Annotated in this window: 14 protein-coding genes and 1 rRNA gene; 6 read left to right on the top strand and 9 right to left on the bottom strand. The window is 31.4% G+C overall.

All coding sequences use genetic code 11. The features are described from left to right. Positions 1-93: 93 nt before the first annotated feature. The 4 genes from ACFFVB_RS08745 to ACFFVB_RS08730 all read right to left on the bottom strand — a co-directional run bounded on the left by ACFFVB_RS08745 (position 94) and on the right by ACFFVB_RS08730 (position 5,793). The gene (locus ACFFVB_RS08745) at positions 94-1,257 is read right to left on the bottom strand and encodes a FecR family protein (protein WP_382382341.1); all 1,164 of its coding nucleotides are present in this window, start codon (positions 1,255-1,257) and stop codon (positions 94-96) included. Positions 1,258-1,320: 63 nt separating this feature from the next. Continuing rightward, entirely contained in the window at positions 1,321-1,905 is a 585-nt protein-coding gene (locus ACFFVB_RS08740) for an RNA polymerase sigma-70 factor (protein WP_382382778.1), read from the bottom strand. A 400-nt stretch (positions 1,906-2,305) separates the two neighbouring features. Then, on the bottom strand, positions 2,306-4,891 hold the full coding sequence (locus ACFFVB_RS08735) for a phosphoenolpyruvate carboxylase (RefSeq protein WP_382382777.1): 2,586 nt from the start codon (positions 4,889-4,891) through the stop codon (positions 2,306-2,308). 569 nt (positions 4,892-5,460) lie between these two features. Continuing rightward, on the bottom strand, positions 5,461-5,793 hold the full coding sequence (locus ACFFVB_RS08730; RefSeq protein WP_382382340.1) for a single-stranded DNA-binding protein: 333 nt from the start codon (positions 5,791-5,793) through the stop codon (positions 5,461-5,463). A gap of 242 nt (positions 5,794-6,035) precedes the next feature. Here ACFFVB_RS08730 and ACFFVB_RS08725 point away from each other — a divergent pair, with 242 nt between their 5' ends. Both ACFFVB_RS08725 and ACFFVB_RS08720 read left to right on the top strand, forming a co-directional pair. After that, positions 6,036-6,608, top strand: coding sequence for a hypothetical protein (locus tag ACFFVB_RS08725; RefSeq protein ID WP_382382339.1), 573 nt, complete (start codon positions 6,036-6,038; stop codon positions 6,606-6,608). A gap of 9 nt (positions 6,609-6,617) precedes the next feature. Continuing rightward, complete coding sequence (locus tag ACFFVB_RS08720; protein WP_382382338.1) at positions 6,618-6,968, top strand: hypothetical protein; 351 nt, start codon at positions 6,618-6,620, stop codon at positions 6,966-6,968. 10 nt (positions 6,969-6,978) lie between these two features. On the opposite strand, the gene ACFFVB_RS08715 is transcribed toward ACFFVB_RS08720, so the two are convergent. The 4 genes from ACFFVB_RS08715 to ACFFVB_RS08700 form a co-directional block, all read right to left on the bottom strand. Further along, the gene (locus ACFFVB_RS08715) at positions 6,979-7,446 is read right to left on the bottom strand and encodes a CBS domain-containing protein (protein WP_382382337.1); all 468 of its coding nucleotides are present in this window, start codon (positions 7,444-7,446) and stop codon (positions 6,979-6,981) included. A 126-nt stretch (positions 7,447-7,572) separates the two neighbouring features. Then, on the bottom strand, positions 7,573-8,691 hold the full coding sequence (locus ACFFVB_RS08710; protein ID WP_382382336.1) for a BamA/TamA family outer membrane protein: 1,119 nt from the start codon (positions 8,689-8,691) through the stop codon (positions 7,573-7,575). A gap of 24 nt (positions 8,692-8,715) precedes the next feature. Then, positions 8,716-9,249, bottom strand: a complete 534-nt coding sequence (locus ACFFVB_RS08705) for a nuclear transport factor 2 family protein (RefSeq protein ID WP_382382335.1) — start codon at positions 9,247-9,249, stop codon at positions 8,716-8,718. Further along, complete coding sequence (locus tag ACFFVB_RS08700; RefSeq protein WP_382382334.1) at positions 9,246-9,755, bottom strand: hypothetical protein; 510 nt, start codon at positions 9,753-9,755, stop codon at positions 9,246-9,248. The genes ACFFVB_RS08705 and ACFFVB_RS08700 overlap by 4 nt, the downstream gene beginning before the upstream one ends. Positions 9,756-10,377: 622 nt before the next feature. Here ACFFVB_RS08700 and ACFFVB_RS08695 point away from each other — a divergent pair. The 4 genes from ACFFVB_RS08695 to ACFFVB_RS08680 all read left to right on the top strand — a co-directional run bounded on the left by ACFFVB_RS08695 (position 10,378) and on the right by ACFFVB_RS08680 (position 15,577). Then, complete coding sequence (locus tag ACFFVB_RS08695; RefSeq protein ID WP_382382333.1) at positions 10,378-10,875, top strand: hypothetical protein; 498 nt, start codon at positions 10,378-10,380, stop codon at positions 10,873-10,875. A gap of 117 nt (positions 10,876-10,992) precedes the next feature. Continuing rightward, entirely contained in the window at positions 10,993-11,874 is an 882-nt protein-coding gene (locus tag ACFFVB_RS08690) for a LysR family transcriptional regulator (RefSeq protein ID WP_382382332.1), read from the top strand. A gap of 75 nt (positions 11,875-11,949) precedes the next feature. Beyond that, entirely contained in the window at positions 11,950-12,879 is a 930-nt protein-coding gene (locus ACFFVB_RS08685) for a YeiH family protein (protein WP_382382331.1), read from the top strand. 469 nt (positions 12,880-13,348) lie between these two features. After that, positions 13,349-15,577 carry a TonB-dependent receptor gene (locus ACFFVB_RS08680; RefSeq protein WP_382382330.1) on the top strand — a complete coding sequence of 743 codons (2,229 nt, stop codon included), beginning with the start codon at positions 13,349-13,351 and terminating at the stop codon, positions 15,575-15,577. A 1,336-nt stretch (positions 15,578-16,913) separates the two neighbouring features. On the opposite strand, the gene rrf is transcribed toward ACFFVB_RS08680, so the two are convergent. Beyond that, positions 16,914-17,021, bottom strand: a 5S ribosomal RNA gene (gene rrf / locus ACFFVB_RS08675). Positions 17,022-17,211: the final 190 nt, after the last annotated feature.

Here is a 17,211-nt window from a genome sequence, read left to right as displayed (position 1 = left end):
GAAATGTTCTAGCATTTTCCGGTTTTTCATTCGAAAAATAAAATCAAGGTGTAGTATGGTAATACGTTTTATTTCATATATCTGTTTTAGAGGTTAATTAATATTAATTTTATCATTTTCGATGGTGTAATTAATTCCATAATTATCTTTGAAGGTCTTTAAAATCTGTTCTAGTGACTGACTTTCGAAACTAGCCGTAAACAACTGATCATTAAGCGCACTATTATTATTTACAATTAAGACATTGTATCGTCTTTCTAATTTCTTTATGATAAGTTTGAAAGGAATGTGTTTAAAAATAATATCACCATTAATCCAAGCTGTATATATAGAAGTATCTGTTTCTTTAACCGAGATATTCTTATTTGTTTTATTTAATGAAGCTAGATGACCAGGCGTTAAACTAATTGGCTTTTCGAAACCAAAAGAATCTTCTTGATAAAGATCTACTGCTCCTTCTACTAACGCTGTATTTATTGTAGCCTCTTCAGAATAGGCAGACACGTTAAACTTAGTCCCAACAACTTTAATACTTAAGCCATTTGCATTGACAATAAATGGTTGTTCGGTGTTCTTAGCCACTTCAAAAAAGGCTTCACCGGTTAAATATACTTCTCGGTTTTTCCCTTTAATAAATTTTACAGGATACTTAAGAGATGTTCCTGAATTCAAAACAACATGACTACCATCGGAAAGAATAATATCAAAACGTTTTCCATAAGGAATTGTAAGTGTATTATATGTTAGTTTCTCAAGTTTGACTTGACTGTTATATTTCAGTTTATTTCCTTGTTGGCTCACTAACATATTCCCTTTAGAATCTGTAACTTTTGCATCGCCATTCTCTTCAAGAACTTGTAATGTTCCATTTTCTAATTTAAGAGTGATTACATCTTCTTTTATTTCAGCAATAGATGTCGTCGGAACATTATGAAAAGAACCTATAAAGAATGAGTATAATACGCCGAAGGTTACCACTAATATTGCAGCGTATTTTAGAGGAACAATCCACTTTCTATTTGGACTTAACTCAATTAAAGAATTATTATTCCTAATCTTATTTTTAAACTGTCTGTAACTAACCTCGGTATCGGCCATTTTTGCAGTTTCCTCAAAACTTGATATAATATGTTCTGCTTTTAAAAGATTGAACTCTTCAATATGTTCTGAAGAAGAATTTATCCAAGCTTCGACTTCTCTAATTTCTTTTTGAGAAGCCAAATTATTAAGATATTTTAGAATTTTATCGCGATCCATAGTATGAGTTATACCATATAGACGATTAAAAAAGAGATCGTACCTAAAAAAAAAAATAAAAATTTATAGAAATAGAGTTAAAAACTCCTTTAAGTGTAGTCTCATAAGTTTTAAGGCATTCGATATATGATTATCCACTGTTCTTTTCGAAATATTCAAAACCTCAGCTATTTCTGAATGTTTCATACCTTCTAATCTGCTTTTTTCAAAAACATGTCTACACTTGTTAGGTAATGCTTTTATAGCCTCTTGGATTCTTATATCTAATTCTTTTTCTAGAAGCGCAGATGCTGCTATATCCATCATAAAATGATATTGAATATCATTTTTTTCCTGATAATAGCTTTCTGAAAATGAATTTTTAACTTTATTGTGCTTTATCTGATCAAAGCACGCATTTTTAGTCATAGTGAAGAGATAGTTATTAATATTAACTATTTGATCAAGATTTTCTTTTCGTTCCCAAATTTTCAAAAACACGTTTTGAACCACCCCTTCCGCGTCTTCAATAGACCCTAAGTATCCTTTTGCTATATGTAGAAGCTTATCATGGTAAACTTTGAAAAGGACTTCAAAAGTTATTCTTTCACCATTCTTCAATTGAAGAACAAAGGAATTTAAACTATTATTTTTATTTGGTGATTTCAGAACATCTATTTAGAATCTCTAAATTATAAATAAATTATTAAATTTTTCACCTAAGAAACTCAAAAATCATATACTATTTTAACAAAAAAACACACTATATTAACAAAACTTAACATTAAGTTGTTATAAATGTCAAGCATAAGTAATAAACTGAATTTTTTAAGGAAATTTTAAATATTAGATATAGCCATATATGCTATAATAAGCTGTTTTAAGGGGATTACTTTGAGATTGGCTGGTATTTCTAACCCCGCTAAATCCACAAACAAACACTTGATTATAAACCAATTAAATTCCATTTAAAAAAATACTCCATGGAATAAAAAAAAGGTAACAATTTAAAATTGCTACCTTTTTGTTTACTAATTTGGAATACCTTTAGAAGGCATAATCTTTACTTTTAAGCCGAATTTCGACTCGCATTTATGTTTCCGAATAAAGAACGTGTTACTAAATTCTCGTAAATTTTAATTTGTTCTTCGTCTCTTACTTCAGCTTTTTCTAACTCTTGAATTTTTCTTAAAGCAAATTGTTGGATTGTTAGCAATGGTAATACCATTGACTCTCTTAAATCGATAGACGCCTTACCTGCTGGCTCGTCTTCCATCAATACGTTATATCCTGTAAGCTTTAATAATAGTTCTTTTGTAATAAGGTATTCGTCGTGAATAATGTTCCAAAATTCACCAAATTCAGGATCGTCTGACATGTATTTGGTTAAATCGAAAAAGGATTTAGATAATGACATCATACTGTTTTCGATTAAAGTTTTAAAGAAACTTGACGAATTGTAAAGGGCTTTTACTTTATCAAATTCACCTGCATCATCATACTTCTTTAATGCTGTTCCCACACCGAAGAATCCTGGTACATTTTGTTTTAACTGACTCCAAGATCCAACAAAAGGAATGGCTCTTAAGTCTTCGAAAACTAACGCATCCGACTTTCCGCGTTTAGATGGACGACTACCAATATTTGTTTTTGCATAGTATTTTAAGGTACTCATACGCTCTAAATACGGTACAAACATCTTATGATTTTTAAAATCTACGTATGTTTTAAAACTAATTTCGGCCAAGTCATTCATCACGACTGTATTATCTGCGGACATCGCAGCATTTGTATCGTTTAATCGATTATGGATTCCTGAACTTATTAATTGTTCTAAGTTATATTGAGACGAATCTAAAGTCCCGAAATTAGAACTAATTGTTTGTCCTTGTATTGTAAGCTGTACTTCTTTGTCTTCAATTGTTGGTCCTAAAGAGGCATAAAATTGGTGTGTTTTTCCACCACCACGAGCAGGAGGTCCTCCACGTCCGTCAAAGAATAATACGGTAACATCGTATTTTCTAGAGATTTCGGTTAAACGTTCTTTGGCTTTAAAAATAGCCCAGTTTGCCATTAAATATCCACCATCTTTTGTCCCATCAGAGAAACCTAACATAATGGTTTGTCTATTTCCTCTAGCTTTTAAATGTGCACTATAAGCAGGATTTGTGTATAACTCCTCCATAACGGTATGTGCATTCTCTAAATCTGTAATGGTCTCAAATAACGGTCCGATATCTACAGTTAATTTATCATGGAAAGCCACAAGCTTTAACATGGCATACAACTGCATAACGTTTAATGTCGTTTGGTTGTTACTAATGATATAACGATTCGCTGCTTTTTCTCCATTATGATCTTGGATATGTTTAATCGCAACCATAGAGTTTAAGGTTTTTAATACATCTTCTCCTTCGAAAATTGACATATCTACTGAACCTTCAACTTTAGATAAAATAGCAACTTGTTCTTTTTCTGAAAGCTGATTATAATCTTTAGGGAAAATATCACTTCCAGAAGCGATAACAGCTTCAACCATATCTGTAAAGACCTGATCGTGCGCACGACTATCTTGTCTGATATCTAAAGACGCAAAATGGAATCCGAATAATTTAATTTTATTCATGAAGCTTTTAACTTCAGTCACATAAAGCGATTGATGTTTTTCAGCTAAAGTTTCAATAATAGCTTCTAATTCAGAGTTTAATTCGTCTAAAGTGATAAAAGATTCACCTGACGTATCAATCATCTGTTTGTATAATTTTTCTTCGATAAAAGAAATACGTTCTTCAACACCTTTAAACGTTAATTTACGTTTTAATTTACGTGCATCAGTATAGTAACTCTTTAAAATAGCTTGCTTTAAACGTTCAGACACTTTAAGCGTAATTTCTGGCGTTACAAATGGGTTACCATCACGGTCTCCTCCTGGCCAGAATCCGATGTTTAAAATATCGTTATCGATTTCTTTATTATCAAAAATATTTTGCTGGATATAATCGTAAATAGACCCAAAAGAATAATAAAACACATTCTCTAGGTACCAAATTAAGCTTATAGCTTCATCGTAAGGCGATGGTTTTTTATGCTTAAAGAATGGCGTTTTACCTAACTGCGCTAATAAATCGTTTATTAATAATAGATCGTTTTCTTGAATTGCAGCTGTTAAATCGGTAATAATTCCTAATACAGAACCTGGATAAAACTGTGTTGGGTGAGCCGTAAGTACAATTCGTACTTTAAACTCTTCAAGATATTGTCTTAAAAGTTCTGTTTTATTTTCTGAATTCGCTGTTTCTTTTAAGCTTCGAAGCGTTCCAATTCCATCCATATTGTTTACTACGGGGAAAGCGGCATCTTCAATAGCGTCAAATAAAACAACTTGTCTTTCTATATATTGGATAAATCTGAATAATAAATTTATTTGACTTTCGTCTGAGCGTCTCGCTTGATATTTTTCAAAAAACGATTCTACAATCATAGAGGGATTATCACCATTTTGAAATCCTTTTTCGCAAGTTTCGTGAAAAAGGGGTAATAACACACCCGTTTTTGTAATAGAATCAAACGGCAACGTCATGAAAATACTATTGTATATCTGATACTTAGATAATACATTCTGGTTAAATCGAGTTAATTTTGGTTGTACTGACATGGTTTTAACTTCTTTATTTTTCATAAAAATACTAAAGGTTAGCCAAAAGCCTATCATAGTTATACAAATTTTGTGTAAATTTAAATTAAAGCAATTTATAGGTCTATTTTAATATATAAAATGCTCTATTCTTTATATTGGTTTACATTCATTGTTATTTCAATAGGCATTGCGGTTTTTAAAGACATACAATGAAATTAAGAATGAAGACAAGTAGTGAAGTAATAGGTTTTTTTATTAAAATACGCATCACGCGAATGATTGCTTTAAAAGAATAGAAATAGAATTATATAAAATATAAGTCATGAAAAAAAAATCATCAAAAATGATATTAGGAGTGTGTTGGCTTCTTTTTATTATTTGGGAAATACTGGTAATGAATTGGGCTAACGCTCAAGATTATGTTTTTAAAAGAATAGACCTCGTTATCATTTTACCTATCCTTATTTTATTTACTATATATATGTTGTTTCAAATTTTTCGTGAAAAACGCAAAAAAAAGAAAAAGAGCAATATAAAATAAAACAAGAGGATGATTTTAAAGGGATCATCCTCTTGTTTTATTCCTTTTATTTTCCCATCATCACGATTTCATTACAAACAACTTCTGTAATAAATCGCTTATCTCCTTCTTTGGTATCATAGCTTCTAGAAGTTAATTTCCCTTCTATAGCCACCTCTTTTCCTTTAGTTAAATAGTTCTCTACCAATTTAGCTGTTGGCCCCCAAGCGACAACATTGTGCCATTGCGTATCTGTTACTTTTTCTCCTGCTTTATTTTTATAACTTTCGTTAGTTGCTATAGAGAATTTCGCTAGCATGGTCCCTGATTCTAAATTAATAATTTCTGGATCGTTTCCTAAGTTTCCAATCAACTGTACTTTGTTTCTAAGTGTGCTCATAATTATAAATTTTTATGTTAAACAATTACTATTTGCCTTAGTGTTTTAAGACGTTACAAAGATGCAATGATGCTTAAATAACAGTCGGTTTATAACTATTTAAACTCATTTACATCCGATTGTAGTCGTTTGTAAATGGATATAAATTCATTAAATAGGTAGTCAATTTTTTCAAAAAATTATTTGAAAATATAAACGACTCATATAATTATTATTTAACTTTATTCCAAAATAAACCAACCATGAAAAACATTCTGCTTTTTTTAATTCTACTTCAACTAGCGACGTATACAAGCTATGCACAAGAACATGAAACAGAGCATGCTACAGAATTAGAACATGAAGAAGGAGAACACTTTCATCGTCATCAAATTGGAGCCATGATTGGACATGCCCATATTTATCAAGGCAGTCATTCTGAAGGAAAAAAATGGCTTGTTGTTCCCATGGTTAGTTTAAACTACAACTATTGGATAAATAAAACCTGGGGAATTGGTCTTCACACCGATTTTATCTTGGAAACTTATGAAGTACATGAAGAAGGTGAAGATGGGGAAATTGAAATTTTAGAGCGTGAATTACCTATTGCCCCTGCTTTAATGGCTGCTTACAAACCCGGAGAACACTTTACCTTTATGCTGGGTGTAGGAGAAGAATTTGCTAAAGAAGAGGACTTATTTTTAATACGAGGCGAAGTAGAATACAGTTTAGAATTACCTAATGCCTTCGAGCTTGGTGCCGCTGTAGGTTATGATGTCCGTTTTGATGCATACGACTCTTGGGTATTAGCTGTCGGTGTATCTAAAATGTTTTAAATTATAAAAATGGATAAATCTTGTTTAGAATGTGGTGAAAAAATTATAGGAAGATCGGACAAAAAGTTTTGTAACGATTACTGCAGAAATGCCTATAACAACCAGATTAACAAGGATTCTAAAAATTTAATTAGAAATACAAATAATAAATTACGTAAAAATTGGCGGATTTTAGAAACCTTAAATCCAGAACAAAAAACAAAAACCACTAAATTAAAGCTACTTAATTTAGGGTTCGATTTTAATTTGTTTACAAGTATATATATTACAAAAGCAGGAACAACGTACTACTTTATATATAATCAAGGGTATTTACCTCTAGAAGGCGATTATTATGCACTAGTAAAAAGAGACAGTTAAAAACCTCTATTTATTTCCAATTATGACCTTTTAATGTAAGTGCTGCCTTTAAAATATCTTTCTGACTGATTTGCCCAGCTAATTTACCATCTATAACTATAGGAAAACGTCGACGTTTAGACTCTAAAAACTTATTAGCAGCATCAAAGATATTCATATTACCATCTATAGTTTCAACATCTCTAATCATACGTGTTTCCACTTTGTGTTGTTCCATTGGCATATTATAATATCTGCTATCACTAATTTGTTTCAGACAATCTCCTTCAGAAATAATTCCGATAAGTTCAAAATTATCATTAACTACTGGACCTCCAGAAATTCTATTTGAAATTAATTTGTCAATAACATCTTCTACCAATTCTTCTGGTTTAAATGTTATTAAATCTCGGCTCATATAATCACAAACTCTTACAGAAACATGCTCTATTACCTGATTTTGTTTCTTCCTGGCTCCTACAAAACTCTTAATACCCATAATGAAAAATTTTTAGATTAATCTTAAATATACTGAACAATAAGCAATTAACCTAACTTAATTTTAAACATATAGCAATATTAACCTTAAATGACAATAAAATCACAAAAGAAATACAAGGACAGTCTATCTCGTAAATGCTTCACCAATTCTAAAATAAACACCCCAATCGTCTCGGCCAACCGCCGCATCGAAGCCAATATTAATATTCGCTTTTGGGATAGCCAAATACCGTACGCCTGCCCCCATAGCGGGCAACGTATTATCTAAACTGATATCGCTAGCTGTGTTAATTGCAGTTGCAACACCGGCGAAAGCAACATAACCCCATTTTTTATTTAAAGCATGTCTATACTCCGTTTGCACATCGTAAACCTGATCTGCTCTAAATTTACCATTAGAATACCCTCTTAAATCGTCCCGACCAACAACATTCTGTCCTGAAAAAGGTACGTCTCCAATTGCTATTTGAGCATAGCCTCTTAACAACATGGTATTTGTATCCTGTATTGGGTAATACTTGTTGTACTCCATATTAACATTCGAATAATTTGCACTACTTCCTAATCCTGTTAGAAAATGCATGGTGCTCAGTTTTGCATTCATCCCACTTAAAGGGCGCATTTGGTTATCCCGTGTATCATAAACCGATGCTAAACCAAAACCAAATAGATTATTTTCTTCATCTGCTTTCAAAGGGATATCAAAATCTGTAAGATTATGAGAGTACAGCAAATGCCCTCCGATATATAATTTCTTATACACTTCGGTTATGAACTCTGCAAATGCAAATTGAAACGCATTATTATATCCGACAAATTTACCCTCAGGGTCTATGGAGTTAAAAATATCATCAGGTAAAAATTCTAAAAAATCACCCCAATCTAAATAGGTTTGAAAATTAACAGACCCGACTCCCAATACAAATTTTGCACGCTGTTTATCTTCATTAAAATAAAATGTGTTTGGCATAATAGCCATCCATGTTTTATTTGTACTATAAGTACCTATAACCATAGATTTAGATATAGGAGAAATTGTGTCGCTAGCTTTCAGTTTATAAAAACCAGATGCCATAGCACCAAACATGGTTCCAAAACTATTATTATATGTAATGGTCGGAATAATTACAGTTTTAACGTTCTTCTCTGCACTAGTCATTTCTTGTTTGTCCTCTTCAGAATCTTGAGCATACGATGAGAATGACAGAAAAAATAAGATGAAAAGAAAATAGAAATACTTCATAGAGCTGCAGTTGAGTTCAAAAAATTATTCGGTAAACGATTTAATGATAATAGAATCTTCGGTTTCCTTTAAAGGAATAACAGCATTCATTTTTTCGTTTGGAATGGTCGCAGAAAGCACATAATGCGCAACTTTCCAAGTTCCATCTTCAAGTTTCATAACTCCCGATCCGCGACATACTCCCATTTGAGTCTGTAACAACTCATCGAACCAAGCGACTTTTGCATTATACTGATAAACATGTCGTTCTAAAACAGTAAAAGTCCACGCACTTCCCCTATCGAAATGCGGTTTACTATACGCTTTAAAAGCATCAAGATCCCAATGTTCACTTGCGTCTGTTCCTATAAAAACGGCATCGGTAGTCATTAATTTAAAATAAGAATTAAAATTAGCTTCGGCTGCTGCTTTATGCCAAGCATCTAAGTTTATACCTATGGCCTGCTCTGTATTATTCTGATGACGAATTTTTTCTGACTTCAGATCCTGAGCATTGGTATTCACCACCACAAAAAAGACCAGAATCATCGAGACTAAAACATGTTTTAAGTCGCTCATGGTTTTTCTATATTTTGAGAATCTTTCTCGTATTTTTTATTGATTTGAAGATTTAAATTCGAATATGCAATCAAGGTTTCTTTTACATTTTGTAATTGTTCCGGTTTCGGAATATTGCGTAAACTTAAAACACTTTGTAATTTAAGCATTTTAGTTTCTAAACTTAAAAAGCGTGCTTGTATTGATGGTGTATTGACAACTTCTGGAATACCTTCCAAAACCTCCTTCGATAAAGTTTCGATAGCTTTAGACGTGCCTTGAAAATAAGAAACATCTCCAGCTTTTAATTGTAATATAATACCTTCCAGTTCTTTAAACTTATCCCAAGATTCGATATCCGATTCCGCCTTATTATCTAAAACATAATCGGTATATTCTAATTTTTCAATATCGTCTTTAAAAACAAAGGGAGACACTTCTTCTTCGACCACTTGTTTCTGTTCTTTTTCAGACGAATTACATGCCCAAAGGCCTAAACACAATAGTATAATAGTAAATTTTCTCATTGGTAATGACTATATAAAATTTCAATCAAATGAATTATTAAACAAAAATATAGGACACTTAAGTTCCCTAATTAAATTTATATTCTAACAAATATATGTCGATGCTTATTAAAATCATCTTTTAATTTTTTTTTACTTTATTAAAATACAATTAATTCTTATTATTTCTCTTTTATAGCGGACCTTTTCCTGTAAACTATTTACATATAATAATAAGACCAAGTTACCTACAGTATTTGCAATTTCATTTTTAAGTATATCTATTTTTTAGATGGTAAACATGTTACATCCGCATAACGACAACTACCATACTTAATGAATTATTAACCAAAAAGCTGCGACCCTTTGCCGTACATTTATTACAGAATCCGTACCTTAGAAACAGTAAAATTAGAACTTAAAAAGACAAACAGCATGCCAAGTAAAATGCTTGTATACTAACTAATATTTATTTTAATACAACAGCTTTAATTACCAATTTCCAAGATCCAGATATTCATGTTTTAAAAATTTATTACTGAAATAAAAAATTCCCAAAAAATCACAATTAGTTGCCTTTTCGATTAATTAATCTTAATTTTAAATTAAAATGACGAGATTATCGTCCAAAAAAATTGAATTTATGAAACATATAATAGCCCTATTTTGTTTAGCTTTAGTATTTACATCTTGTGAAGGAGATCAAGGACCTGCAGGACGCGATGGAGTCGACGGAGACGTTGGAGTTGCTTTTGAAATTGAACGTGATTTTAATTCAGCTAATGCCTTCCAAATTCAAGAAGACTATGGATTTGACATAGTGTCCTCGGACGTCGTTTTAGTATATATATCTTGGGAGACTGTAGATGGTCAAGAAATTTGGAGACTAGTTCCACAAACAGAATACCTAACTGGTGGAGGAATGCTAACTTATAACTATGATTTTACTGATGTAGATTATAGAATTTTCTTAACTTCTGATATCGATCTTAATACATTGGATAGTAGTTATACACAAAATCAATTTTTTAGAGTTGTTATTGTTCCTGCCGATTACATTAACGGCATAGATACTAGCAACCTAGACAACGTAATTCAAGCAACTCAAATTGAAAGTTTTAAAAGTCTTGAAACCATGTAATTTTAGATTCTAAAATAGTAAGAATACAAAATCGATTTGGATATATTTCAAATCGATTTTTGCTTTTCAAGCTAATTTGAATGCCAATGATTACATTATAAAACCTATAATACGCTTATGAAAGTTAAATTTAAAATATTCAAAGAAGTCGCTTTAAATCTAAGCTTTACAAAATCTGCCGAAATTTTAAATTTATCGCAACCAGCCGTCTCGAAAACCATACGTACACTAGAGGATACCTATAAAAAAACCTTTTTTATTCGGTTGGGAAATAATATTGAACTGACTCCCGACGGACTTGATTTCTTAGAATATACTGAAAAAATTCTTGCGCTTCATGCCGAATTAGACAATCATTTTTTAACACTAGACCAAAACGAACAAAAGCTAATAAAATTTGGAGCAAGTACTACTTTAGCAGATTTTATTCTTCCACAAATTTTAGCTAAATCCGAAAAAAACACACCCAATACAAGCGTTCAATTAATAAGTGGAAACACCGAACACATTGAACATTTAATTACTAGTTTGCAATTAGATTTTGGTATTATAGAAGGAAGTAGTAACAACAAACAATTACAATACGAGAAATTTATAAAAGATGAAATTGTACTAGTAACACATGTTAATAACCCTAAATTTAAAACCGGCGTCTTACAACTAAGCGATTTAGAAAACTTACCAATGGTAGAACGTGAACATGGTTCTGGAACACGGGAAATTATCTATAAAAAATTAACCGAATACGGTATTAAGCACTTAAAATCGCATGTCACTTTACATAGTACAATTGCAATTAAAAATTATTTATACCATTCTAAAAGTTATGCTTTACTCTCTATTCATTCTGTTAGCGACGATTTACTAAATAACAAATTGAAAATAATCGATATTCAGAATTTTAATTTCGAAAGATGGTTTTATTTTGTATCACGCCAGGGATTTCAGTCAAAAACAAAAGACTTTTTTGAAAAACTTATAAAACTTAATCATAACTAAAAGTTATTACCTATAACTTTTTTCATCTTTAAAAAAGCATAACCTCATTGTATCTTTGTTTCAAATTAAGACACAATGAAAATGCATCTATCTAAAATCTATTTTTTTGCAGTTATCGCACTTGCGTTAGCCGGGCAAATTTCGAGCCCGATGGCACTCGGATTAGGATTCATTTTTACTTTATTTTTTAAACATCCGTTTTTACAAGAGAGTCAGAAAAGTATCAATTTTTTATTAAAGATAGCGGTAATAGGATTGGGGTTTGGAATGTCTATTGTAGAAACTATACAAACCAGTATTTCTAGTTTCGGACTGACTTTATTTTGTGTGTTTTTAACCGTGAGTTTCGGCTTAATTTTATCAAGATATTTGCATTTAGATAAATCCCTCGGGCATCTTATAACTTCAGGAACTTCAATTTGTGGAGGTAGCGCCATTGCGGCCATCTCACCCATTATTAAAGCAGACACAAAAACCATAACTATGGCACTTGGGGTCGTCTTCTTTTTAAATGCTATTGCTCTAGTTATCTTTCCTTACTTGGGACATTATATTGGATTAAATCAGCATCAATTTGGTTTATGGTGCGCCGTAGCGATTCACGATACCAGCTCTGTGGTTGGTGCTGCACTTACTTATGGAGAAGAAGCTTTAAAAATTGCAACTACGGTAAAATTGTCTAGAACTTTATGGATTATACCAATGTCTATCGTATCTATGTTTTTATTCAAAAATAGTGGTCAGAAAATAAAATTTCCAATGTTTATCATCTTGTTTATTGCGGCTATTTTAATTCATAGTGCCAATCTTTTACCAGAAACATTAACCACATCTTTTGTTTCTATATCCAAACATTTATTAGTAGTAACTTTATTTTTAGTAGGGACTACAATGTCAGTTTCAGATTTAAAAACAACGGGATGGAAACCCATGGCATTTGCGACCACACTTTGGATATTTGTTTCGGTAATATCACTTTTCTATATTTTATACTTTTCAGTTTAAACAGACAATTAATTATCACTCCAGAATAAGAATCTAAACTCTAATTAATCGGTATTTTCAATATTCGAATTCTTTTTATTTTGAAACTCAGTTAAAACTTAAAATCAATACTATTTCGGTGTTACATTTTGGTTATAGCATTATGTTACATCTTCCGCTTTAATACGGAACTAATAAGCATATATTAAGATCGCAATGCTCTTTAAATTTTGACTTGACATCTACCCGTTCTGAAAATAGTAATATCCTTTTTTCTTATATTACTATAATAACTTACCCACAATTTAAATGCCGCTCAACAATTTTCATAATTTATTTCACTCAATTTAAAACCTTCATGATAAAATTTGCGTAAGTATTTGTAAACCGTCTAAAATCTGGTGCGTTTTAATCTTAAAAAATGCCGATATATTGACTACAGCCAAATATTAATTACTCTTTAGTTAGAGGACAACCAAATTATGAAATAATGAAACATATTTTAACAGTAGCAGTTATACTGCTTTCGTATTTAACCTATGCACAACAAGTCACTGGAAAAATAATTAATACAGAAAACACCCCTGTAGAAGAAGTAAGCATATTTAACAAAACGACACAAATACATACACATTCTTCGACAACAGGAGGGTTTTCTATAAACAAAACGAAAGTAAACGATACCATATATGTATCCCGTTTAGGTTACGAACCAAAAACTATTCGTGTCACTAAGGACAATTTAAACACTCCAATTACAATCACTTTAAAAGATGCTAATATTTCATTAAATCAAGTAAGATTGGTAGCAGAAATAAATGCATTTAGCAAATTTGTTGATGTAGATGTGCAATCAAGTCCAGTAAAATCATCTCAAGAAATTTTAAGAAAAGTACCAGGATTAATTATTGGTCAGCACGCAGGTGGAGGAAAGGCAGAACAAATATTCCTAAGAGGTTTCGATATTGATCATGGTACCGATGTTAATTTAACAGTCGATGGATTACCGGTAAATATGGTGTCTCACGCCCATGGTCAAGGGTATTCAGATTTACACTTTGTAATTCCTGAAACCATAGATAATATTAACTTCGGAAAAGGTCCATATTATGCAGATCAAGGTAATTTTGCAACTGCGGGTTATGTTGGTTTAGGACTTAAAAAATCGATTGATAATAATTATATATCCTTAGAAGCTGGGCAGTTTAATACTAACCGTATTATGGGAATGTTTAATGTAGTAGATACGGAAAAAAGTAGCGCTTACATTGCTTCTGAATTATCACTTACTGACGGCCCATTCGATTCGCCTCAAAATTTTAGTCGAATAAATATTTTAGCACGTTATAATTATAAATTAGCGGGCGATCAAGAATTGAATTTAACTGCTTCACATTTTCAAAGCAAATGGGATGCTTCTGGTCAAATTCCGCAACGTGCAATAGATAATGGTAGTATTGATCGGTTTGGTTCGATAGACGATACCGAAGGCGGAGAAACCAGCAGAACAAATTTATTATTAAACCATACCAAAGTAATAGACGACGATAAGTCTTTTAAAACTACCGCCTATATTTCGCAATACAATTTTGAATTGTTTTCTAATTTCACATTTTTCTTAGACGACCCTATAAATGGAGATCAGATTAGACAATTTGAAGAAAGAATAACAACTGGCGCCAATACCGTTTACGAGCATAGAAATATAGAATTAGGAGAAAACACAATGTTTAAGTACCAAGCGGGAGTTGGATTTAGATATGATAATGTAGACGATGTTGAATTATCCCATACTTTAAACAGAAAAACGATTCTAGATTACAAAGCATTAGGTGACATCGATGAGGTAAATACCTATGCATTTTTGAATACCGAATTTAAGACAGGAAAATGGACATTTAATCCTTCGGCACGAATAGATTATTTCAAGTTTCAATATGAAGACAAACTATCTGAAACGTATAGCGATAAAGCCGAAACAAAAATGCGTATAAGTCCTAAAATGAATACTATTTATTCTGTAAACAATACTGTCCAATTATTTTTAAAAGCAGGTATGGGCTTTCATTCCAATGATACGAGAGTGGTAGTAGCAAACAACGGAGAATCCATTCTACCTGCAGCCTACGGAGCAGATTTGGGAACCCTTTTAAAACCAACAGACAAATTAGCTTTAAATGCAAGTTTATGGTATTTATTTCTTGAACAAGAATTTGTGTATGTCGGTGATGCGGCGATTGTTGAACCAAGTGGAAGAACACAGCGTTTAGGTGTAGATTTGGGTGCAAGATACCAAGCTTTAGATTGGCTCTATTTATACGCCGATATAAATTACTCGCATGGAAGAAGTGTAGATGACCCTAATGGAGAAAACTACATACCATTAGCACCTGATTTAACATCGGCAGGAGGACTATTAGTAGATAATTTAGGAAGATTTTCTGGCGGATTAAATTACAGATATATAGACGATAGACCGGCAAACGAAGATGATTCTATAGTGGCATCAGGTTATTTTGTAACAGATTTTAATGTGAATTACACGTGGAATAAATGGACATACAGTATAATAGTTGAAAATTTGTTTGACACGGAATGGAACGAAACTCAATTTGCGACAGAAAGCAGATTATTTGATGAACAAGCATCAGTAGATGAAATTCACTTTACACCAGGAACACCATTTTATATTCGCGGAAAAATAGCATTTACATTCTAATCTCTTCATTGACTTAATTGTTTATAAAGGCTATCAATTTTTGATAGCCTTTACGTTTTTATCGAACGTTTCAAAATTAATTTATAGTTTCAGGATACACTTTATAAAGCAAGCAATGAGATTTCTCTTAGTCAATAAAGTAAGACAACTAGATAAGCCAATTAAATTTTTATTGCCCCCTTTATAAGTTTGCTCTTGATCTTTTAAATTAGTTATAGTATCCCTGTAAAATGAACCTATTAAGGATCAAGACAAATTATTGTGTTTTACATTTATGTAGTTTATTTCAGAAGAGAAAAAATCTACATTTTTAAGTTCTCTCCTATGATAATCTATAAACAATTTAACATTGCTTTGATTCATATTGTGATTTGCAAATGTAAATGGTTACAAGCAACTCTGATAGCCATAGTTTAAGAACGTCTAATGATAAATTCTATGGGTTTCTATTTTACAAAGATCAAATTATCTATCAATTCACACACAACTATTGAGAATGCCACCCTACTAAATGATTCTTATACTGTAGTTTAATTAAGATGAATTAAAGGCACAAAAAAACCTTCAGCTTAATACAATTAACAAGCTGAAGGTTAAAAAAAAATAGTAATCAAAAAATTGTCAATTATTTTAGGTTAATCGATTCCTAAAAAACACATTTCAAAGATATATCTTACTCGCTTTACTTTATATGACATTTGTTAGCTTATGAAAATAAATGTAAAATTCTTTTTATCGTTATCATTACCATAAAACTATTTCGCCAAATCATTACAATTCGCTTTATTGAAGAACGGATAGAAGGTTAAGATTGTACCATATAAAAAGAATAAAATGGTATACAAAAAACAAACACTTTTAAATGCGTTTATTTTAATTAAAACCAATAAAATACACTAGTATATTACTTTTAGTAGAACGGTGATTAAACACCTTAATGTGAAGTCAAAAAATCCAGGAATAGTAATTTATCATTCTACAATGATGTTCTTGGTTTATAAAAGAAACAAATCGAAGACAACTAAGAAGACTACAAATTGAAGGTTGATAAAGGCATTAAGATAATACGTAGAAACAAAATGGGGATAACAAAATACCGTGCTGTTCTAGAATCCGCTCGAACATCCTACAAAAACGTATTTATTTAGCATTTTACAAAAAATACAGAAAGGAAGTTCTAATGATAAATTCAAGGCATTTCTTTTTTAACAAACGTTAAATTCTATTTCAATTGTCAACCTGTATAATTCCACTGAGATTTAGCTGTATTATACTCTCAAAAAAGTATAAAGCAAAAAAAATCCTCAATACAAAAGTATTGAGGATTTAGATTTAAAAAAGGCAACGTCCTACTCTCCCACAAATGCAGTACCATCGGCGCTAATAGGCTTAACTTCTCTGTTCGGAATGGTAAGAGGTGAGCCCTATCGCAATAATCACCTTAAATTGTTGATCGTTAGATGTAATTAATACAGTCTAATCAACCGCGCAACTGCGCAAATATCTTAACATATTGAAAAAGGACCCTGATGGTCTTCTACATAAATACTTTTATAATAACTCTTTTTAACTTAATAAAAAAACAATGCTCCCCTCGGTACTTTTGCAAGTACATGTCCTCTATATTACTATAA

Source organism: Formosa undariae (assembly GCF_042427615.1).
Lineage (GTDB): Bacteria > Bacteroidota > Bacteroidia > Flavobacteriales > Flavobacteriaceae > Formosa > Formosa undariae.
The sequence above is the reverse complement of the archived record's forward strand: the minus strand, read 5'-3'. Positions and strand labels throughout refer to the sequence as shown.

Coding starts and splice junctions, on each gene's coding strand:
- ACFFVB_RS08745 (WP_382382341.1), bottom strand. CDS start 1,257: ATGGATCGCGATAAAATTCTAAAATATCTTAATAATTTGGCTTCTCAA.
- ACFFVB_RS08735 (WP_382382777.1), bottom strand. CDS start 4,891: ATGTCAGTACAACCAAAATTAACTCGATTTAACCAGAATGTATTATCT.
- ACFFVB_RS08730 (WP_382382340.1), bottom strand. CDS start 5,793: ATGAGCACACTTAGAAACAAAGTACAGTTGATTGGAAACTTAGGAAAC.
- ACFFVB_RS08725 (WP_382382339.1), top strand. CDS start 6,036: ATGAAAAACATTCTGCTTTTTTTAATTCTACTTCAACTAGCGACGTAT.
- ACFFVB_RS08720 (WP_382382338.1), top strand. CDS start 6,618: ATGGATAAATCTTGTTTAGAATGTGGTGAAAAAATTATAGGAAGATCG.
- ACFFVB_RS08715 (WP_382382337.1), bottom strand. CDS start 7,446: ATGGGTATTAAGAGTTTTGTAGGAGCCAGGAAGAAACAAAATCAGGTA.
- ACFFVB_RS08710 (WP_382382336.1), bottom strand. CDS start 8,691: ATGAAGTATTTCTATTTTCTTTTCATCTTATTTTTTCTGTCATTCTCA.
- ACFFVB_RS08705 (WP_382382335.1), bottom strand. CDS start 9,249: ATGAGCGACTTAAAACATGTTTTAGTCTCGATGATTCTGGTCTTTTTT.
- ACFFVB_RS08700 (WP_382382334.1), bottom strand. CDS start 9,755: ATGAGAAAATTTACTATTATACTATTGTGTTTAGGCCTTTGGGCATGT.
- ACFFVB_RS08695 (WP_382382333.1), top strand. CDS start 10,378: ATGAAACATATAATAGCCCTATTTTGTTTAGCTTTAGTATTTACATCT.
- ACFFVB_RS08690 (WP_382382332.1), top strand. CDS start 10,993: ATGAAAGTTAAATTTAAAATATTCAAAGAAGTCGCTTTAAATCTAAGC.
- ACFFVB_RS08685 (WP_382382331.1), top strand. CDS start 11,950: ATGAAAATGCATCTATCTAAAATCTATTTTTTTGCAGTTATCGCACTT.
- ACFFVB_RS08680 (WP_382382330.1), top strand. CDS start 13,349: ATGAAACATATTTTAACAGTAGCAGTTATACTGCTTTCGTATTTAACC.